At 35.2% G+C, this 21,150-nt stretch carries 15 protein-coding genes and 1 tRNA gene; 9 read left to right on the top strand and 7 right to left on the bottom strand.

Annotation, left to right across the window (positions count from 1 at the left end; genetic code table 11):
* Positions 1-161: 161 nt before the first annotated feature.
* Both A8143_RS05840 and A8143_RS05845 read right to left on the bottom strand, forming a co-directional pair.
* Positions 162-235, bottom strand: a tRNA-Ile gene (locus A8143_RS05840).
* A gap of 338 nt (positions 236-573) precedes the next feature.
* The gene (locus tag A8143_RS05845) at positions 574-1,323 is read right to left on the bottom strand and encodes a LytR/AlgR family response regulator transcription factor (protein WP_083261239.1); all 750 of its coding nucleotides are present in this window, start codon (positions 1,321-1,323) and stop codon (positions 574-576) included.
* A gap of 31 nt (positions 1,324-1,354) precedes the next feature.
* On the opposite strand from A8143_RS05845, the gene A8143_RS05850 reads away from it, so the two are divergent.
* On the top strand, positions 1,355-1,984 hold the full coding sequence (locus tag A8143_RS05850) for an HAD-IA family hydrolase (protein ID WP_066756961.1): 630 nt from the start codon (positions 1,355-1,357) through the stop codon (positions 1,982-1,984).
* On the top strand, positions 1,984-5,601 hold the full coding sequence (locus tag A8143_RS05855) for a DEAD/DEAH box helicase (protein ID WP_066756964.1): 3,618 nt from the start codon (positions 1,984-1,986) through the stop codon (positions 5,599-5,601). Before A8143_RS05850 ends, A8143_RS05855 begins: the two co-directional genes overlap by 1 nt.
* 21 nt (positions 5,602-5,622) lie before the next feature.
* Here the strand turns inward: A8143_RS05855 and A8143_RS05860 are convergent, their stop codons facing one another.
* From A8143_RS05860 to A8143_RS05870, 3 genes are all read right to left on the bottom strand, one after another.
* Positions 5,623-6,090, bottom strand: coding sequence for a regulatory protein RecX (locus A8143_RS05860; protein WP_066756968.1), 468 nt, complete (start codon positions 6,088-6,090; stop codon positions 5,623-5,625).
* Between the two features lie 17 nt (positions 6,091-6,107).
* The gene (locus A8143_RS05865) at positions 6,108-7,661 is read right to left on the bottom strand and encodes an Rne/Rng family ribonuclease (protein ID WP_096348986.1); all 1,554 of its coding nucleotides are present in this window, start codon (positions 7,659-7,661) and stop codon (positions 6,108-6,110) included.
* Positions 7,662-7,992: 331 nt separating this feature from the next.
* The gene (locus tag A8143_RS05870) at positions 7,993-8,283 is read right to left on the bottom strand and encodes an HU family DNA-binding protein (RefSeq protein WP_066756970.1); all 291 of its coding nucleotides are present in this window, start codon (positions 8,281-8,283) and stop codon (positions 7,993-7,995) included.
* A gap of 100 nt (positions 8,284-8,383) precedes the next feature.
* On the opposite strand from A8143_RS05870, the gene mutY reads away from it, so the two are divergent.
* From mutY to A8143_RS05905, 7 genes are all read left to right on the top strand, one after another.
* Positions 8,384-9,421, top strand: coding sequence for an A/G-specific adenine glycosylase (gene mutY / locus A8143_RS05875; RefSeq protein ID WP_066756972.1), 1,038 nt, complete (start codon positions 8,384-8,386; stop codon positions 9,419-9,421).
* Between the two features lie 53 nt (positions 9,422-9,474).
* Positions 9,475-9,921 carry a single-stranded DNA-binding protein gene (locus A8143_RS05880; protein ID WP_066756975.1) on the top strand — a complete coding sequence of 149 codons (447 nt, stop codon included), beginning with the start codon at positions 9,475-9,477 and terminating at the stop codon, positions 9,919-9,921.
* Positions 9,922-9,941: 20 nt separating this feature from the next.
* Positions 9,942-11,300, top strand: a complete 1,359-nt coding sequence (gldE, locus tag A8143_RS05885) for a gliding motility-associated protein GldE (protein ID WP_245676475.1) — start codon at positions 9,942-9,944, stop codon at positions 11,298-11,300.
* A complete protein-coding gene (gene gldD / locus A8143_RS05890) occupies positions 11,287-11,853 on the top strand; it encodes a gliding motility lipoprotein GldD (RefSeq protein ID WP_139134277.1) in 567 nt (188 codons plus the stop codon). The genes gldE and gldD overlap by 14 nt, the downstream gene beginning before the upstream one ends.
* Positions 11,846-12,898 carry a sensor histidine kinase gene (locus A8143_RS05895; protein ID WP_083261240.1) on the top strand — a complete coding sequence of 351 codons (1,053 nt, stop codon included), beginning with the start codon at positions 11,846-11,848 and terminating at the stop codon, positions 12,896-12,898. The genes gldD and A8143_RS05895 overlap by 8 nt, the downstream gene beginning before the upstream one ends.
* A gap of 64 nt (positions 12,899-12,962) precedes the next feature.
* Complete coding sequence (locus tag A8143_RS05900; RefSeq protein WP_066756978.1) at positions 12,963-13,388, top strand: hypothetical protein; 426 nt, start codon at positions 12,963-12,965, stop codon at positions 13,386-13,388.
* A 10-nt stretch (positions 13,389-13,398) separates the two neighbouring features.
* Positions 13,399-16,509: a PKD domain-containing protein gene (locus tag A8143_RS05905; protein ID WP_066756981.1), complete on the top strand. Its 3,111-nt coding sequence runs from the start codon at positions 13,399-13,401 to the stop codon at positions 16,507-16,509.
* A gap of 72 nt (positions 16,510-16,581) precedes the next feature.
* On the opposite strand, the gene A8143_RS05910 is transcribed toward A8143_RS05905, so the two are convergent.
* Positions 16,582-17,439: a prohibitin family protein gene (locus A8143_RS05910; RefSeq protein WP_066756984.1), complete on the bottom strand. Its 858-nt coding sequence runs from the start codon at positions 17,437-17,439 to the stop codon at positions 16,582-16,584.
* Between the two features lie 296 nt (positions 17,440-17,735).
* A complete protein-coding gene (gene mfd, locus A8143_RS05920) occupies positions 17,736-21,068 on the bottom strand; it encodes a transcription-repair coupling factor (RefSeq protein ID WP_066756993.1) in 3,333 nt (1,110 codons plus the stop codon).
* Positions 21,069-21,150: the final 82 nt, after the last annotated feature.

Here is a 21,150-nt window from a genome sequence, read left to right on the forward strand (position 1 = left end):
TTTTTGGCGACTTGGTGCGACTAAATCATTCCCAGATTCAGTTGCGCCACGGAGCCATATTTTTGGCGACTTGGTGCGACTAAATCATTCCCAGATTCAGTTGCGCCACGGAGCCATATTAAATTTAAAAAGGGTAGAGCAGAATTGCGCTACCCTTTTTGTGGGCCCACCTGGGCTCGAACCAGGGACTTTCTGATTATGAGTCAGATACTCTAACCAACTGAGTTATAGGCCCGATGATTATAAGTTCATCAACTGTATTTTCTTACTTTTTGACGTGGCCCGTCTAAGACGGATCAAACCAGGGACTGATTAAATGTAATCTCTATCTAATTAGACCCGATGATTATAAGTTCATCAACTGTATCTTTTCGCTTTGAATGTCAATCATTTTCAACAAAATGTTTAACACAATCGGTTTTTAATTCTAAAAATTAAAACACAAAGCAGTTTAATCTTAATTTGGCCGCTTCTTCATAAGGAAATAACCCAAGAGAAAAACAAGCGGGTGCAAATGTATCGGAATAAATTTATTATTCAAAATAATTAATCAAAAAATCTATCACAGATGAACTAGAAGAAATTTAATTGACTCACCAACTTATCTTTACATGATCTACTGACAGGAATTACTTTATCTCCAATTAAAACCATATTATCCTCAAAGCGGTTTATTTTATCCAAACAAACAATAAAAGAACGGTGAACACGAATAAATTTATTATTTGGTAAACGCTCCTCAATGGCTTTCATAGTGCTCAACGCAGTTAACCTTTCTTTTGTTGTATAAATATTCATATAATCAGAATAAGCTTCAATGTATAAAATCTCATCAAAATCAATTCTTGAATATCCGTTATTACATTTTATATAAATATGATCAGAATCAGCAATGCCACCCGACTTTTCCTTTTTTCTAGTTTTAGCTCGCTGAATTCCTTGTAAAAATCTACCGTAAGGAACTGGTTTTGCTAAAAAATCTATAACATCAAAATCAAATGCTCTTACGGCATAATCCCGATTTATTGATGTAATAATAACTTGCGGAGTGATATCTGCTTGCGCTAAAAAATCTAATCCACTTAATTGAGGCATTTCAACATCTAGGATTATAAGATCTGTTTGATTTAAATCTTTATCTTTTGAAGCTTCTAATGCAGATTCATATTCACTTTGAAAACGCAGCTCATCTGTGTTTTCAATATATTTCTTTATTATATGTCTTGACAACTTATCGTCATCAATAATTGATATATTTAATAACATCCATTTAGTTTGTTGTAATAAAGATAAAAAAATAATTGAATCGTTTACACAGCTCATAAATTCCTCATTTTTTAGTTAAATTTCGAGAATGGAAACACGGATATCAACATTATTAATTGATTTAGGAGGAGTTATCTTAAATATAGATTACCATCTTACCATAGATGCTTTCAAAAGAATTGGAATAAGTGATTTTGAATCGGTGTATTCTCAGGCAAAGCAAGGAAAGGTATTTGACGACCTTGAAACTGGTAAAATTAGTGGGAAAGAATTTAAATCATACCTCCGCAAAGCCCTCAACCAACCCGACATTTCAGATTTGACATTGGATAATGCGTGGAACAAAATGCTTTTGGATTTACCAGAAGAAAGAATCACCCTATTAAAGAGACTAAAAAAGAAATATAAACTGCTCCTGTTCAGCAACACTAATGAGATTCATTACGAAAAATTCAGATCAATTTTAAAAGCATCGTATGGCAATGAAAACTTGTTAGAAACCTTGTTTGACACCACCTATTACTCTCATATTTTAGGAGTTCGCAAACCACATAAAGAATCATTTAAAAAAATATTAGAGCTTGAAAGTCTTGATCCTGGTGAGGTGATATTCTTTGATGATAGCATCCAACACATACACGGTGCGATTGAGGCAGGTATATCGTCACGGCATTTAATTGATAACGATATTATTGCAGCTACAAAAGACCTTATTTAATGAACACATTCGAAGGATTGAACGATTTACGAAATTTACTTTTCGATTTTTCTAAACGAAATACTTTTGTTCATATCCGCAAGAATAATCTTTGGATTATTGAAGACGACAACCAAAGTAACCTTGCTGATAAGATTAGCAAAAAAGCTAAATTCTATCAAAAGGAGTATGGCTTAGAGACGAGCCTTAAAGTTTCAGTTTTTATTGAATGGTTGCCTCCTGCCTCTACAGGCAAGTCTCAAGGCGAATATTTTTGCTCTCCACTGTTCTACCAACCCTGCAGCATTAAAAAAGAGCAAAAAATCACTGTAAATTACAGCGTAACTACAGAAGATGAAACGTATATCACCAACCCTGTTCTTAAACACTATTTTGCATTGTTCTATAATTTGAATTTACCCGAAAAATTCACGGATTTAGACAATCAAATTGAAACAATTTTGTCTTTTTTTAACGAAGGAGAATCGAATGAGAGAATTAAAATTGCTGAAAATTTTGATCCGAATCAAGGCTGGCAAATAATCAAAAAAGAAGCTGTAGGTATTTTTAACTACAAAAAAAGCTCCTTAGCTGCAGATTATACCTCCATCCAAAATCATAACTCACCCACTATTAAACACTTATTAGAAGGGGAGACACAACTAGAGAGCAGACAACCTCACATAGCAAAACTAATTTCAAGTTTAGATGCTAGTCAACACAGCGTGGTGAATAGAGCATTAAGTGAAAATCTTGTCATTCAAGGTCCTCCTGGTACAGGGAAATCACACACTATAGTGGCTTTGATTGGCGCATTATTAGCAGAAAACAGAACAGTTTTATTTATTTCGGAAAAAAAATCCGCCTTAGATGTTGTAGCCAATCGACTAACGAAGAAAGGCTTATCCGAGTTAATTGCGTTTTTCAACACGGGTAAAAATCAAAAGAAATTCTTCTATCAACAAGTAAAAAAAGCTTGGGAAAATCGTCACGTTAACGACCGAAAATTAACTGAACTCAGCTCAAACTTAAACAATCAAAATTTAGCGCTATATCCCGAAAAAATAAGAGGAAAGATAAAAACGCTAATCGATATTATTTTGAAAGCGGGAGTTCCACTTCAATATATAGAATCGGAAATTCAAGTACCCTCATTTGATGAATGGCAAAAACATCATGATTTATTATCTCAACTGTCCACACAATTACTAAGTGATTTCAATGAAGAATTTTTGAGTAATACGTCATTTGCCCAATTGAACCCTATATTATTCAAAGAAAATGACATTGTCAATGCGATAGAAAAGCGAATAAATGAAATTGAGCACACGATTATTAGTGTCAACAAAGTTTCTAAAGATTATAATCTATCGAGCAACTATACTCAATTTATGCACTTAGCCATTACAGCAAGTATTTTGGATATGGTTAATAAAGTTCAATTAGATCTTCTCAATGACGGTTCAAAGAAATTTAATTCTTTCAATCGTTGGGCGAAAAAATACCAACTCCTAAAAGCCAAGGTTCAACAAGCTGAAAAAGCGAATGCTGCTTGGAGCAAAAAACCATCAATTAGTGAGATTACTGAACTGATTGACATCATTAAACGCGTGTCACATTCAAAATCAAGTAGTGTATTCCGAATTTTAAAGAGAAACCCCAGTCGTTTAAAGGAAGCCTTTAGAGATTTTCATAGCGGTATCAGTCAACACACTCAACTAAAGCTTTTGGATGGTCTGCAATTGGAATGGAGATTAAAAAACGAGCTTGAGGAAGTAAAAATAAAATTAAAACATAATCTAAACATCACAAATCCTGACCATGAAATTGATTTAATTTTTAACCTAAGATCCAAATTAAATTCTTTATCACAATCGGAATATTTATTTCTATTAGAGCATGAAAATTCTGAGGATCTCATACAAGTTTTAAGTAAAATTCATCCAGAAATCCAACGTTTAAATGCTCTCATTCGGTATCTTTTTGCTGAAAACCATTTTGATAACATTGATGAGTTAAGTGAAAAGATTTCTAAAATACGATTAGAATTACCCCAAATTAATCGGTGGCTACCTGAACTAAAAGAACTCTTCCAATTGCCTAAAGATATTCGTGATTATACCTTAAATACTGGTAGAAGCATTAAAGAACTTCAAGCAATTGTAGCCTACCAAAATCTTCTACAAGAAACACGTTTTGAACCTCATTTCAAATCATTATCTGGGTGGTCATATTTGAGGGAATTACAAATGGAACAAGCAAACGAACAACGCATACATCAAAATAACATTCAAAATATATTAATTGGACGGTCCAAAAAACTAGAAGCGCTAAACAACCTACTTCAAACACCTGCTTTTAAATTAAAAGGACATGATAAATCACTTAAAAGAGAACTCAAACAAGCTAAGCGACTTCTTATTCATGAAATGAACAAACAACAGCGACATTTACCTGTCCGTGAATATTATGAGACCTGTCAACCATTTTTAAAAGAAATTCAACCTGTATGGATGATGAACCCTTTAACAGTAGCCGAAAACTTACCCTGTTTACCTGAACTATTTGATGTTGTTATATTTGATGAATCAAGTCAGATTCCTCTTGAAGATGCTTTGCCATCTATCTATAGAGCGAAACAAGCCATAATTGTTGGAGATTCCAATCAAATGCCTCCTTCTCGATTTTTCTCCAGTCAATTGGAGACCAAAACCTTATTAGATCAGGCCGAAATTAGTTTTAATACCCGCATGTTAACCTGGCATTATCGAAGTAAACACCCACAACTAATTCAATTTTCTAATCATCATTTTTACGATAATCAACTTATTACATTACCAGCTAGCGTGAAAGGAAACGCAATCGAAGTTTATGAATGTAATGGAGTTTTTGAAGCAGGGGTTAATCGAGTAGAAGCTGAAAAAATTGCAGATTACTGCGTCACTACAGATTTCAAAAATAATGATGTCTTAATAATTGCTTTTTCCCAAGAACAAGAAAAACTAATTCGAAAGTTACTTAATCAAAAGACACCTCCAAGCTCCTTAAAAACAAAGATTCGTAACCTTGAAAACGCACAGGGAATTGAAGCGGAAACCGTTATCATATCGGTTGGTTATGGGTTTAATTCTGAAGGCTCATTTAATATGAACTTCGGACCTATTAATCGAATAAATGGAGCGAAACGATTGAATGTATTGTTTACACGAGCCATCCGAAAAATGGTAATTTTTAAATCAATATCCTCTTCTCATTTAAGTTTATCATCCAACCGCGGAATCACCATTTTAAAAGATTTTTTAGACTATTGTGAACATATTAATCAACCAGAAAACCAAGTAAAAGATATACCATACGCTCATCAACTCATTTACGATTGGATCATCCAAAACAGGAAAACAATTCACTATTATCCAAGTTCGCCGGAGCGAACAGTCGGTTACTTCATCAATGATGATCGTTCAAAAATTTTATTAGTAGATCCAGGGTTACATCCAAATGATGTAGCATCTACCAATAGTTTTATAAAAGTTCTATTTCAGCACTTTAAGTCAGTAAAAATCATTCTTAGTATTGATTTATGGCTCAATAAAGAGAGAGTTAAACAAGAAGTTCTTGAATTTTTTACGGATAACTAAATTTGTAAGCATTAGAAAATGCTAATTAACTGTGTCCTCAACAACAATCTTTATCAATTCAGATTCAAATCCTTTGCTCGACAAATACCGACTTAATTTTGCTATTCGATCCCATTTACTATTGGCACGAATGAGAAGATTTTTATTTATGGATAATTCTTTTAGCGTTTCGAGGTATTCATCTTCGTCAATTTCTTCCAAGCCTTTTTGAATAGAATAATTAGAAATTTTCTTTTGCTTTAGGTGCTGCCTAATCTTAATTCTTCCCCAGCGTTTAATTCTGAATTTACCGGAAACAAATGCGCATGCAAAACGCTCTTCATTAAGAAAATTACTTTGAATTAAATGCGCTATAAGAGCGTCTATATCTTCTTCATATAACAACCAAGAGGTTAGTTTTTTTCTAACCTCTTGATCACAACGTTCTTGATAAGCGCAGAACGCTTCAATTTTTAATTTCGCTTCTTGGAAACTATATTTCGGTTGCATTTTCCGAAATTTAGTTGTTAGAAAGTTATTTCTTCACCCTGATCATCCAAAAATGCATATTGAAGCATATGATTGGAATTATTAGCGCGTATTGAAACCCATTTCTTATACTGAAAAAACCAACTTAATTGCTTTGAAATAAATCCTTTTTTAAAGTATGCCTCTAAGTAAGGATGAACTACTAAACTGATTTTTTTTGCTTTTTTCTCGCCAAGTAAAAAATGTAATTTGCTTTCAATTTCATCGGCAAACATGATTGAAGCTTGAATTTTCCCAGTACCATTACAGGCAGGGCAACCCTCTGAAGTTTCAATATTCGTTACCGGACGAACACGTTGACGAGTAATTTCTACAACTCCAAATTTACTAGGAGGGATAATACTGTGCTTTGCTTTATCCTGCTTTAACAACTCTCTCAAACGCGTATATAAGAGCTTATTATTCTCCTTTTTATGCATATCAATAAAATCAACACAGATAATTCCGCCCATATCTCGCAATCTTAAAACTCGCGCCAATTCTTCGGCTGCTTCTAAATTTACGGTGATAGCATTATTTTCCTGAGTATCATTTTTTGCAGAGCGGTTACCGCTATTCACATCAACAACGTGCATGGCTTCAGTGTGTTCAATAATAAGATAACCACCGCTAGGCAATGGAACCTTCTTACCGAAAAGCACTTTAATTTCTTTATTTACGCCGAATTGCTCAAAGATATCTACACGTCCTTTATACTCCTTTAAGATACCAACTTTTTCAGGAGCAATGGACTGCACATATTCTTTCATTTCAGCATAAAGCACAGGGTCATTTACATGAATCTTATTGAAATTCTCATTCAAGGTATCTCGTAATAATGAAGATGCGCGATTTAATTCTCCCAGCACCCTTTTTGGTGCTTTTGATTTTTTAAGATTCGCATGCATTTTACGCCAGCGCTCTAATAAGTCCTTTAAATCAGCATCAATTTCCGCCAATTTTTTATTGTTCGCTACTGTTCGAATGATTACTCCAAAGTTTTTAGGCAAAACACTTTTGACAATGTCTTTAAGCCTTTTCTTTTCTTCAGGGTCTTTAATTTGCTGAGAAATCGAAACCTTGTTTGAAAATGGCACAAGCACTAAAAAGCGACCAGCAAGTGTAATTTCAGAGCTTAAACGAGGTCCTTTAGATGAAATAGGTTCTTTGGCAACCTGCACAAGAATTTCGCGCGAAGACGAGAGCGTGTCAGTTATTTTACCGTCTTTTTCAATATCTTGTTCAGATTTGAAATACAATAAATCAGCAACATTTTGCTTTCCTCTTAGCGTGTCTTGTGTAAATTTATCGAGGGACTTAAATTGCGGTCCCAAATCAAGGTAATGCAGAAAAGCATCTTTTTCGTAGCCAACATTAACGAACGACGCGTTTAAGCTGGCAACAACTTTTCGCACTTTACCAAGATATATATCACCCACGGCAAAATCCGTGTCTCCCTTCTCTTCATGAAGCTCAACAAGCGTTGAGTCACGCATAAGAGCCATAGAGATTTCTCCGCTGGGTTTTGAATTAACTATAAGTTCAAAACTCACTAATATGTAGATTAAATAATAAACTAAGAAAACTTAACAGCACTGGCCATTAAGCTTCTCATGAATTGACTTTCAATAAATTGAAATGGAAAACGAATCCCTATTTCTTTTTCTTGTGTCTGTTTTTTCTTAGTCTTTTCTTTCTTTTGTGAGTTGACATTTTATGTCTTTTTCTCTTTTTACCACTTGGCATAATAAAAGTTTTTTAAAAAGTTAATACTTAGTTTTTCTTAATATGTAAAAAAACTTCCTGATAATCAGGAAGTTTTTGTTAATTCATCCTTAATCGGCGGACAAAGGTAGTAAAAAAATATTGTTTATCTAACAATACTTACTTTACTGCCACATTTTCTTTCACATCTTCGATGAAAGTTTTCGCTGGTTTAAATGCAGGAATATTGTGAGCAGGGATAATAATCGACTCATTTTTTGAAATGTTTCTTCCTGTTTTTTCAGCACGTTCTTTCACAATGAAAGATCCAAATCCTCTTAAGTAAACGTTGTTTCCTTCTGTAAGTGAAGACTTTACGGAATCCATAAATGCCTCTACTGTTGCTTGCACTGCAACTTTTTCAATTCCTGTTTGGTCTGAGATTTTTGCAACGATATCTGCTTTCGTCATAACATATTAATATTTAATCATTTGTAAATCGGTGCAAAAATAATTGTTATTCTCTTAAGTTTTCACAAAAAAAGTAAAGAACTTTGATTTTTTTATACAAATGGCTGATTTTTCGTCATTAATACGAGAGTGGTTTAGACAAAACAGTAGGGATTTACCTTGGAGAAAGGTGAAAAATCCTTATGCTATTTGGCTGTCTGAGGTTATTTTACAACAGACCAGAGTTGATCAAGGTTTGAATTATTACCTAAAGTTTACCAAACATTTTCCTTCTGTTAAAGATTTGGCAATGGCGGATGAAGATGAAGTATTAAACTTATGGCAAGGACTTGGTTACTACAGTCGAGCAAGAAACCTACACGCTGCTGCTAAATTTATTCACACCCAATACAGTGGTATTTTTCCTAATGATTATAAACGTATACGTGAATTAAAAGGCGTAGGTGATTATACGGCAGCTGCAATAAGCTCTTTCGCTTTTAATTTACCCTATGCCGTTGTTGACGGAAATGTTTACCGTGTCCTCAGCAGATATTTAGGAATATCAACACCTATCGATTCGACTATCGGTAAAAAAGAATTTGCAGCAGTTGCACAAGACCTATTATCGAAGGAGCATCCTGCGGAGCATAATCAAGCAATTATGGAATTAGGCGCGTTAGTCTGTTCTCCAAAAAAACCACAATGCGATGAATGCCCACTTTACGATTCATGCTTTGCTAGACAAAATAATTCAACGCTAGACTATCCAATCAAACTAAAAAAAACAAAAGTTAAAAACAGATTCATTCATTACCTGGTTCACACCAACGGTGAATACATACACTTAAAAAAAAGAACAGGAAAAGGAATTTGGCAAGGTCTGTATGACTTCCCAGCAATTGAACTCGACAAAAAACGAGATCTCCTGCCTGAGGAAATCGCGCCATACCCCCTCGAAAAAATTGTCTTTGACGGAAATTTCCAACACATTTTATCACATCAAAAACTGAATGTTACCTTTTGGATTCTCTGGCAAAAAGACATCGACACCAAAGAAGGAGTCTTAAAAATAAAAGTCCAGGACATTGAAGATTACCCCATGCCTCAACTGTTAATAAGATATATTAAACACTCTGCACTATTCAACAGAGAATAATTATATTTGTTTAACTGTGATAAAGTATAAATTTGCAGTTTAATTAAAATCTTATGGCAGGAAGTGTAAACAAAGTGATATTGATTGGCAACTTAGGACGAGACCCTGAAGTTCGCTATTTAGAAAGTGGCGTTGGAGTAGCACGTTTCTCAATTGCAACCTCCGAATCTTATACAGATAAGAATACGGGTGAACGAAGAGAAATTACTGATTGGCATAATATTGTAATGTGGAGAGGTCTTGCTAAAATTGCTGAAACTTACCTTAAAAAAGGAATGAAAGTATACATCGAAGGTAAATTAAAAACGAGATCATGGCAAGATGAAAATAATCAAACCCGCTATTCGACTGAGGTCGTAGCGGATGAAATGACAATGCTTTCTAGAGCAGAACAAGGAAGTGCTAATCAAGAAAACTATCCGAGTTCCGTTGAAAACAAACCGGTTCAGCCAATGAACACGGATATAGGTAAAGACCCAGAAGATGATTTACCATTTTAATTTGTACCAAAACGTTTAAATTGGATTTTTTAACTACACCGATTCTTGCAAGTATTCAATGGGGTGAAATTTGGCTTTCCGTTTCCATCTCCTTTCTTGTCTTGATTATTTTACTCATTTGTTCAGCTTTAATTTCTGGTTCAGAAGTTGCATTCTTTTCACTCACTCCGGCTGATCAAGAAGCCATTGGAGAAGATTCGAGTAAAGCAGCAGACACCACTCTTGATTTACTCAAAAGACCCAAAAATTTGCTAGCTACAATTCTAATTTCCAACAACTTTATCAATGTTGCTATCATCCTTATTTCAACCAGTCTTTCCGATCAATTACTCCCACAATCAGACGTAAATCCAACCTTAAAATTTGTAATTGACGTCTTTGCTATCACATTTATTTTATTACTATTTGGCGAAGTAATTCCAAAAGTATACTCAGCAAAAAACGGAAGAAGAGTAGCTCTGTTAATGGCAATTCCATTGAATACAATCGGCAAAACTTTCCCTTTTAGCCTGTTGAGAAAAGGATTAGTGCAAGGCACAGATATTATCAATGGCCGTGTTAAAAAAAGGGTTAAAGAACTTTCACCAGATGATTTGGCGGATGCGATTGAATTGGCAAGTGAAGGGTATGAAGATAAAAGAGACCTCGAAATTTATCAAGGAATTGTGGAGTTTGGCAAAAAAGATGTCAAACAAATTATGCGCTCCAGATTGGATGTAGAAGCAATAGAGTTAAATACGACTTACGGGCAAATTCTAGCCGAGATGTTAGATGAAAATAAAATCTCACACCACTCAAGAATCCCTGTTTATCAAGAATCTTTTGATAAAATTGAAGGAATTTTATTCGTAAAAGACCTTCTCCCCTTTCTGGATAAGCCAGCAGATTTTAATTGGCAAGAATTGATTCGTGAACCTTATTTTGTTCCGGAAAATAAAAAAATTGATGATTTACTAAAAAGTTTTCAAGAGCGTAAGATGCACATGGCTATTGTCGTTGATGAATATGGAGGCACATCTGGAATTGTGACATTGGATGACGTGTTAGAAGAAATAGTTGGCGATATTTCAGACGATATTGAAGATGAAGAGCTAATGTATTCAAAATTGGACGAGTTTAATTATGTTTTTGAAGGCAAAACTTCATTGATAGACATGTACAAAGTGCTAGATATTGACGGTGACATTTTTGAAGAAGAAAAATCAGAATCGGATACTATCGCTGGATTTGTCATTGAGCAAGCAGGTAAAATATTGAAGAAAAACGAACGGGTAGTTTTTGAAAATTACACATTTACTGTAGAAGCTGCAGATAGCAGAAAAGTAAAACGAATTAAAATAACCATTCATCCACAAAAGAAAGAAGATGATGAAGATTAGTTTTTGGTGCATTGCCCTCTTAATTGTTTTGGCAAGTTGTTCTAACGAAATAGATTATTACCCTAAACCACGTGGATTTATGCGATTGGATTTTCCGGATCGCACGTATGACATATATCAACCTGATAGCTGTCCATATCAATTTGAAATACCTGATTATTTCGAAGTTATAGACAAGTCCAACTGTAATAAAGACATTCAAATGGATCGTTTTAATGCTACTTTGTTTTTGACATATCTACCGTTAGATACCAACTTGAATATGAATATTGAGTATTCTAGAAAACTGGTGTATGATCATAGCATCAAAGCCGATGCCATTGAAGAAACAACAATCATCAATCAAAATAAACAGGCATACGGACTAAAATACGACATCAAAGGGAATGCTGCATCTCCGTATCAATTTTACATGACTGATAGTGTCAATCATTTTTTAAGAGGGGCCCTTTATTTCAATGTTAAACCAAACTACGATAGCATCCAAACAAGTTTAACTTATATAGCAGAAGACTTAGATCGCATCCTAAAAACTGTAAGTTGGAATGAATAAATATGTTATGCGACTGACTAAACCCATTCATATCACATTTATTGGTAGCCTTATTCTCGGAATTTTGGTACTTGTCGCACTTATCGTAATTGATAAATACGCTGAGATAAATATTAGCTTTTTAACGATACTTTTTACAACACTACTCACAATTGTCTTATCGTTTTTAATTTTCACCTATTTAATTAACCGATTTATCAATAGTAAAATAAAATTTATTTACCGAATCATTACCAATCGGCAAACCGCTGAAGAAGCCGAATATAGTGTAACAGAAGACGTGCTAACGCGATTAACTAAAGACACTGCAGAATGGGCATCCACTCAAAAAAGACAAATCAATCAACTGCAAAAACAAGCCGAATTTAGAAAAGAATTTCTAGGCAATTTAGCGCATGAATTAAAGACACCTGTATTTAGTATCCAAGGATACATATTAACTCTTCTCGAAGGCGGATTAGAGGATGAACGTGTAAACAGAGACTTTCTTGTTCGTGCACTTAGCGGCGTTGACCGAATTTCGAATTTACTGGAAGATTTAGATAATATTTCAAAATTTGAAACAGATCGTTTTCAATTAAAACTAGAAAAGTTTGATTTGATAAAGGTTACTAACAACATTTTTAGAGAGCTTGAGAAAAAAGCGAAAAAGAAGGACATTAAACTAAACTTTGATCAGCATTATGAACCTTTGATGGTAAACGGTGATAAAACCAAAATCACTCAAGTCTTGGTTAATCTTATCTCTAATTCCATATCATACGGTAAAGAAAGCGGAAAAACCACAGTTTCTTTTGATGCGATTGACAAGAAAAAAGTACTGGTTCAAATCTCTGACAATGGCGTGGGTATGGCCGAAGAACATATTCCACGATTATTTGAACGATTCTACCGAGTGGATAAAAGTCGTGAACGCAATGTTGGAGGTTCGGGGCTTGGATTAGCCATCGTCAAACACATCATTGAAGCTCATAAACAAACTATCAAAGTTAAAAGTACAGAGGGCATAGGATCAACTTTCTCGTTTACCCTAGAAAAAGTTTAATTTCTAAAAAATATGTATATTTAACATTGAAGGTCAGCCTTATATCACTGACTGGAAATGTAACATGAAAAAACATCTGCTTCTCCTCACCCTATTTATAGGATGCTTTTTTGCTTCTTATTCAAGCTTCGCTCAGTCTGAAGCTGCAGTTTATTTCAACTCGCTTACCCTAAATCAAGACAGTTCAAAAGTATTACTCTCGATAAAGACCACTGAGAGTTTCATTGTAGGTGCAAATCGTTATGTCTTGCATATTGGTGGTCAAACATTTTATCAATCGTTTCATCCAAAAGGAGAACTGAACGAAATTATATTCTTTATTCCAACCTACGATTTCTCTAACCTAATTGCTCAATCAAATATGGTATTAGTATATGGCTTTTATCATCAAAACACATTACAAGACGGAGAAGGCAATAGTCAACACGGCTATATAGGTAAACATTGGAGAATCGGTGAATTTACACCCGAATTACTCAAAAAAAATTAAATCCAACACCATGAAAATAATATTACTCCTATCAAGCATTTTCATCTGTACATTAAGTTTTAGTCAAACACCTGACCCCGGATTGCCTGGGGAATATGAAGTTTCAAGTCAAGAATATGATTTTGGTGACGAAACTTTTGTAACACCGTCTTTTCCCGATATGATTGAAGTAATTGGCTCAGTGCACTACCCTTCTGACCTTTCAGACGGCCCATTTCCGGTTCTAGTTTTTCTACACGGAAGACATTCTACCTGTTACAATGGAGGTTCCACGTCAATTGCTTGGCCATGCACAGGAAGTTGGAGTGCAATTCCTAGTTACCAAGGATATGATTATTTAGCAGAACAAATGGCTAGTCATGGGTATATCGTGATTTCAATTTCGGCAAATAGTATTAGCTCTACCGACAATACTACACCAGATTATGGCATGCGCGCGCGCGGTGAATTAGTACAACATCATTTAAACCTTTGGAAGGATTGGTCAACAGTTGGAGGAGACCCATTTGGTGATTTATTTATTGGAAAATTAGACCTAGAAAACGTAGGAACAATGGGACATTCACGAGGTGGTGAAGGGGTAATCGAACACGCGCTATATAACCGTGAACTTGGTAGTCCATTTGGAATTAATGCTGTTTTAACACTAGCACCGGTTGATTTTAATCGTCCTGTTTTAAATGGAATTCCTATCATGAATATTGCACCGTATTGCGACGGAGATGTAGCAGACCTTCAAGGTGTCCATTTTTACGATGATGCCCGTTATCTCGATGACGATGATACCATGCCGAAACATAATTTAATGATGCTAGGAGCAAATCACAATTACTATAATACCGTTTGGACACCTGGAGAGTTTCCTGCAGGTGCAGCAGATGATTGGGGCTATGTGGATACTTGGCAAACAGATGAACACTGCGGTTCTAGCGCACCAGAAAATGGTAGATATACTCCCGAAAAACAACGGAACTCACTCCTTGCCTACGCGAGTGCATTTTTTAGAGTGTACATCGGTGGAGAAAATGAATTCGATCCAATTTTAAAGGTTACAGATGTAATTCCTCCGGCTTCTTCAACACTTGATCCTGAGGATATTTTTATGTCATACCACCCACCTACACATAAACGAGTGGATGTGAATAAACAAATTGGAGAAGACGCAGAGCTAACGAATGACCTCATGACTGATGTTGAAGCAAGTGGCCTCGTTGTTTACGATATTTGTGGTGATGATTTTGGAGAACAATATTGCATTGGAGAAGGTGCATCTCAAGAACCTCACAATAAAAATGGAGGAGTAGCTGTGCTTGGTTTATCACAGTTAGAATTAGAGTGGAATTCTGCCGATGATTACTATCAGAACAATTTACCAGATTTTCTAACTGACTTTACCCAATTCGACCAACTACAATTCCGTGCAGCAGTCAATTTTGCAACCTCCCCCACTGATACCGAACTCAATTTCAACATTGTATTAACGGATAATCTAGATGAAACTGCTAGCCTACCTGTAGGTGATTATAGTCATGCACTATTTTTTCCTCCCGGAGATTATGGAACAGTTTTACCTCGAACAATGCACAACACCATTAGCATACCTGTAGAGGACTTTACAGGAATCGACTTAGAAAACATAAAAAACATCCGCTTTGAATTTAATGAATCGGCAGAAGGAGGAATATTAATTTCTGATTTAGCCTTAAGTTCTAACAACCCCGTATTACTGCCTCCAATTGCTAATTTTGAAGCCAATATCACCACTTCTTGTACAGGAGAAATAAGTTTCACTGATTTATCGACTTTTAATCCAACTGAATGGTTTTGGGACTTTGGAGATGGCAACACTTCTACAGAAGAAGACCCTATTCATATTTATGAAACAAATGGTGTATTTACGGTAAGCTTAACGGTAACAAATGAGGCAGGTTCAGATGAATACATCGAAACAGCATATATTGAAATAGATCGTCCACTTGCCCCGTTGGCAGAAGGAACAAGTGTTTGTGGCGAAGGCGAGATTATTTTAAATGCCACGGGAGCAGGAGGAACAATAAATTGGTATGATTCACCAGGAGGTACTTTGCTAGGAACAGGCACTACTTACGAAGACTATATAACAGAAACCACCAATTATTACATTCAAGAAGAAATGCCTAACGAGTTGATGTCTGTCGGACCTCCCAATCGTTTTTTTGGAAGTGGTGGTTATTTCGGGGCTAATGATTTAAGAGGCATCTTTTTCGATGTTTATTCTCCCTTCATTTTAGAGTCTGTTAAAGTCTATGCCAACGGTTCAGGAATACGAAAAATACAAGTTTTGGATGGAGAAGGAGGAACTGTTGTTCACTCCCTTGATGTTGATATTCCGAATGGTGAAAGTGTTGTGACTTTGAACTTTCCTTTGGAAGTTCATGATGGCTATTATATTAAAATCACTGGTGCATTAGTTGATTTGTATAGAATTAATGACGGCTCTCCCGATTATCCGTATGAAATTCCTGGCATTGTTGCATTAACCGGCTCTAATGCCGATCCTTCGACCGATTTTTATTACTTCTTTTTTGATTGGAAGATTCGAGAATCAAATTGTTTAAGTCCATTTACTGAGGTTACTGCAACAGCAACTCCAAGTTTCGAGATAGAAACTAGTGATGACGTCACAATCATAGCTGGTGAAACAACAACCCTTACAGCAACTGGAGGAATATCGTATTCTTGGACACCTGAAACTGGTTTATCTGATCCAGACGCAGGAACAACTGATGCTAATCCAGCAGTGACAACAACCTATACTGTAACAGCGCTTAATGAAGAAGGATGTGCTAGTTCAGCGGAATTAACTGTAACTGTTGAGGGAAATCTGAATGTCAAAGAAAACAATCAAGTAATCAGCTTACAACCGAATCCTACAACGGGAGTTTTAAATATCCAAACCGAAGGAGTTCATTTCCCTTATACAATTGAAGTATTGAATCTTGCGGGTCAATTAGTTTATAAGCATGAAAAGGTTACCGAAACAATTGTTCAAGTTAATTTAGACAACCTATCCGATGGCTTATATTACATCAAACTCTATAATAGTAAATTTGAGACCATTGAAAAATTGATTATTCGCTAATTCATTAAATTATACCAATAAAAAATGCCCTTCCATATTGAAAGGGCATTTTTTATTAATAGCTAAATTTATTTAGTTGCTCTTCAGAATTGAAACACCTGATCCAAAAACATTGTTAGAACCATAAGGTGATCCTATTCCATCCCACTTCTCCCATTTCTTCAATTCTATATATTGAGGATTTCTAGAAATTTGCTCCGCTTCTAATTGAATTGCTTCGGCCTTAAACTTTGCTGAAATAACAAGCGCTGAATCACCTCTCGCTTTTTCAATTTTTGCATTAGCCAAATACTCTTGTTCTTTTTGTTTCTCTTTGGCTGTTAGGTTTTTTTGTTTTTGCGTCTCTTTATTCGTTATTTCTGTCGCGATATTTGCGGGTAAGTTCACATCTGCTATTTCGACATAGTGAAGAGTAATAAAGTTTCCTTCAAAATCCTTCTGCAGGATAGCCTCAATTTCTCCTTCTAACGCTTCACGTTTGGAGCTATACACTTGTTCATAAGTATATCGACCAATAACATCTTTTATTGCGCCTTTGGCTTTATCATCAATAAAAGTGATAAATCCTGGTCCGTGTTTTAAGTGAAGCTGTGCTATTTTGCCCGATTCAGCAGCATAATTAACGGAAACCAAAACTGAAATATCGGTTCCATTTATATCCATTACCTCAGAAGTATAATTTTTGGATTGCTGACGAATATTATAGGTAATCATTTCGTTCCATGGCGCAATAAATATTGTTCCTTCATTGTAGGAAACCTCTTTATCTACCCCTCCTCCATACGGACGGTAAATAAATCCTTGTTCTCCTGGGTTCACATCAGACCATGACATAAAAAACAATATTAATAGAATAAGGCCGGTTACCCCTAACGCAACATAGCGTCCTAGGTTTTTAGGATTGATATTGATTTGATTGTTCGTACTCATAATTTTGATTAATTATTGGTGGATTTTCGGATAAAATTAATGACTAAGTATACTACTGCTATTATCAAACCTAAAGCCATCACCTTTATAAAAGGAGGTCCTTTTAATAAAAATCTAAAACAAAAAAATATCGTTGCTCCAATTATCACTGAACCAAAGATTATTTTGTACATCAGTTTTGATCGTTCGTTCATAGTCGAATTTCTTTGCTCAAAGATACAAACTTGTTTTTATTCGGCTAAGAATCTAGCCGAATCAATCGTACGCCTTTTCAAGTAATTTATAACAAAAGGCTCCTAACCTATTCGCTCCAAATTTTCGATTGCTTTTGAAACCGACTTTACACCGTTAAAAATTAATCTCAATTTTCCATTTCGCTCATTCATTTTTACGTCCTGCGGATTTGTTTGAACAAATTTTAAAACTTTAGTAAAATGTGAGGATTGATAATATGGAGAATCTTGATTAGCGACAAAATAACCGATCATTTTACTTGATTTAATCACTAATTTTTCGAATCCAATTTGTTTTGCCATCCATCGCAGTTCAATAGATTTTATCAGCTCATGCACCACATCAGGAATAGGACCAAAACGATCGGCTAAATCCGTTTTAAACTGCTCTAAATCTTTTTTGTTATTGGAATTGTCCAGATTTTGATAAATCATCAATCGTTCAGCAACGTGATTAATGTATGTATCAGGAATTAATAATTCTAAATCGGTCTCTAATATACAATCTGTAACAAACTCCATGTCATCCACAGCTTGGTCTTCTTGGAACAACTCTTTAAATTCATTCTGTCGTAATTCTTGAACCGCTTCGTTTAATATTTTTTGATACATTTCGAATCCGATGTCAGCAATGAAACCAGATTGTTCACCACCTAGTAAATTACCAGCACCGCGAATATCGAGATCTCTCATAGCGATATTAAATCCAGACCCTAAGTCTGAAAAATGGGCAACTGCTTCAAGTCTTTTTCTAGAATCTGAAGGTAGGTTATGCATCGGCGGAGCAACGAGATAACAAAAAGCTTTTTTGTTAGATCGACCAACACGACCTCTCATTTGATGCAAATCACTCAAACCAAAATTTTGAGCATTATTAATGATAATTGTGTTTGCGTTTGACACATCAATTCCTGATTCAATTATTGTTGTAGCAACGAGCACATCATACTCACCATTCATAAAATCAGCCATTAGATTTTCCAGCTTTTTTCCGTCCATTTGACCATGACCAATGGCTATACGAACACCAGGACAAAGCCGTTGAATCATTCCGCCAACTTCATGAATATTCTGTACCCGATTATGTACAAAAAAGACTTGTCCACCTCGTTGAACCTCATAAGAAACTGCATCTCTAATGCGTTCCTCATTGAATGTGATCACCTCGGTATCTACAGGCTGTCGGTTAGGCGGAGGTGTATTGATAATGGATAAGTCTCTTGCCCCCATCAAAGAAAACTGCAATGTTCGAGGTATTGGTGTTGCCGTTAAGGTTAAGGTATCAACTGAAGCTCTAAAAAGCTTTAATTTGTCTTTAACACCTACACCAAATTTTTGTTCTTCGTCAATTATAATTAAACCTAAATCATTAAATTTTACATTTTTACCTACCAATTTATGCGTTCCAATGATTATGTCAATTTTACCCTCGGCCAAATTCTTTAGTGTTTCGTTGACTTGTTTGGTTGATTTAAAGCGATTGACATAGTCGATATTGCAAGGCATCCCTTCCATACGTGCTTTAAAAGTTTTATAATGTTGCAAAGCAAGTATTGTGGTTGGAACTAAAACAGCGACTTGTTTACTATCAGCAACTGCTTTAAACGCTGCTCGAATAGCAATTTCCGTTTTGCCAAATCCAACATCTCCACAAACTAGGCGGTCCATAGGAGATGGCGACTCCATATCTTCTTTTACAGCTATTGTAGCCTTTAATTGATCTGGGGTATCTTCATAAATAAACGAAGCCTCTAATTCATTTTGCAAATATGTATCAGGACTATAAGCAAACCCTTGTTCTTCTTTACGTTTAGCGTATAACTTAATCAAGTCGTACGCAATTTCCTTAATTTTTGATTTTGTCTTCTTTTTAGTATTGCTCCAAGCCTGAGTTCCAATCTTATTCATTTTAGGAGCAGTGCCTTCTTTGCCCGTATATTTTGAAATTCTATGCAAGGAATGAATTGACACATAGAGGACATCATTATCTTTATAAACAAGTCTTATCGCTTCTTGTGGTTTACCATTAACATCTATAATTTCCAAACCGGAAAAACGACCAATACCATGATCAATATGGGTAACATAATCTCCTTTTTGTAGGTTATATATTTCTTTTAGTGTTAAGGCTTGCTGGTTTTTTCTGAATCCATCTTTGAGCCGAAACCGATGATAGCGTTCGAAAATTTGATGATCGGTATAACACGTGTATTTAAGGTCATTATCTATAAACCCTTCATGCAAGGCAAAGGAAAGTGCTGTAAATTGAATACTGGAATGTAAATCTTCAAAAATGGCATATAACCGCTCCACCTGTTTAGCTTGACTGCTAACAATCATATTGGTAAACCCCGCTTTTTCATGCTTTTTAAAGTCTTCAATCAAGAGTTCAAAGTTTTTATTGAACGAGGGTTGAATACTAAAATTAAAATGAAAATCATTCTCCTGAAATTCAAATCGTTGTCCAAATTCAATAATAGAATAAGATTGAATGTTTTTTTCAAAGAGTGCCTTGTTAAAGAATAAATCAATCGGTGGTGTATGATTTACCGGCGATTCAGGTAAATTATTATAAATATCGAGTGCCTTTTTATATTCTTTATCGAGCGTAGCGGCAGTGATTGCGTAATCCTTCAACCAAATATTTGTCTGGTTTGGCAAAAAGGCAAGAATATCTTCTCTCACCTCTTCAGTTATTCTTTTTTGGATGTTAGGCACCACAGTTAATCGATTCATTGTTTTAATAGACAATTGATTAACTGGATCAAAGGTTCTTATAGAATCCACTTCATCCCCAAAAAACTCTACACGGTAGGGCACATCGTTCGAAAAAGAAAAAATATCTATGATTCCACCTCTAACCGCAAATTGACCTGGTTCATATACGAAATCAACTTTTTCAAAATCATATTCAATGAGAAGTTCGTTAATAAAATCAACGGCATAAGTTTCATTTTTCTTGATTTCAAGAATAGTTTTTGCGAATTGTTTTTTGGTAATTATTTTTTCGAAAAGCGCTTCGGGATAAGTAACGATTATGCTCGTATTACCCCTATTAATTCTTTCCAAAACCTCAGCACGAGATACGACATTTGCATTGTCAATTTCCTCAAGTTGATAAGGTTTTTTGTAGCTATGCGGAAAGAAGAGGATATTTGAAGCATTTTTATTCAAATTTTCTAAGTCATTAAAAAAATAAGCAGCCTCTTCTTTATCCGATAAGACAAAGAGGTGCGAACTGTTTCCATTTTTTAAAATTCCATGAGCGACTACCGCCGCGGAAGATCCAACCAAACCTTTGAGACTAATTTTCACGGCCTCTTCTTGCAAAAGCGATGAAATAGATTTGATTTTATCTGAATTTTGATAGGATTGTTTGAATTCTTCGACCGTCATGAGTGCAAATTTACGGCTAAAAAATTAGAAAACTATTCATATTTCGCACAAATGCCTGGCTTAGGGATTGCAGTGTTTGAGC

Origin of the sequence: Crocinitomix algicola, from assembly GCF_001661595.2 — a bacterium.
GTDB lineage: Bacteria > Bacteroidota > Bacteroidia > Flavobacteriales_D > Crocinitomicaceae > Crocinitomix > Crocinitomix algicola.

Bases quoted from the DNA above. Each gene is read 5' to 3' on its own strand.
- A8143_RS05845 (WP_083261239.1), bottom strand. From the start codon at position 1,323: ATGAGCTGTGTAAACGATTCAATTATTTTTTTATCTTTATTACAACAA.
- A8143_RS05850 (WP_066756961.1), top strand. From the start codon at position 1,355: ATGGAAACACGGATATCAACATTATTAATTGATTTAGGAGGAGTTATC.
- A8143_RS05855 (WP_066756964.1), top strand. From the start codon at position 1,984: ATGAACACATTCGAAGGATTGAACGATTTACGAAATTTACTTTTCGAT.
- A8143_RS05860 (WP_066756968.1), bottom strand. From the start codon at position 6,090: ATGCAACCGAAATATAGTTTCCAAGAAGCGAAATTAAAAATTGAAGCG.
- A8143_RS05870 (WP_066756970.1), bottom strand. From the start codon at position 8,283: ATGACGAAAGCAGATATCGTTGCAAAAATCTCAGACCAAACAGGAATT.
- mutY (WP_066756972.1), top strand. From the start codon at position 8,384: ATGGCTGATTTTTCGTCATTAATACGAGAGTGGTTTAGACAAAACAGT.
- A8143_RS05880 (WP_066756975.1), top strand. From the start codon at position 9,475: ATGGCAGGAAGTGTAAACAAAGTGATATTGATTGGCAACTTAGGACGA.
- gldD (WP_139134277.1), top strand. From the start codon at position 11,287: ATGATGAAGATTAGTTTTTGGTGCATTGCCCTCTTAATTGTTTTGGCA.
- A8143_RS05895 (WP_083261240.1), top strand. From the start codon at position 11,846: ATGAATAAATATGTTATGCGACTGACTAAACCCATTCATATCACATTT.
- A8143_RS05900 (WP_066756978.1), top strand. From the start codon at position 12,963: ATGAAAAAACATCTGCTTCTCCTCACCCTATTTATAGGATGCTTTTTT.
- A8143_RS05905 (WP_066756981.1), top strand. From the start codon at position 13,399: ATGAAAATAATATTACTCCTATCAAGCATTTTCATCTGTACATTAAGT.
- A8143_RS05910 (WP_066756984.1), bottom strand. From the start codon at position 17,439: ATGAGTACGAACAATCAAATCAATATCAATCCTAAAAACCTAGGACGC.
- mfd (WP_066756993.1), bottom strand. From the start codon at position 21,068: ATGACGGTCGAAGAATTCAAACAATCCTATCAAAATTCAGATAAAATC.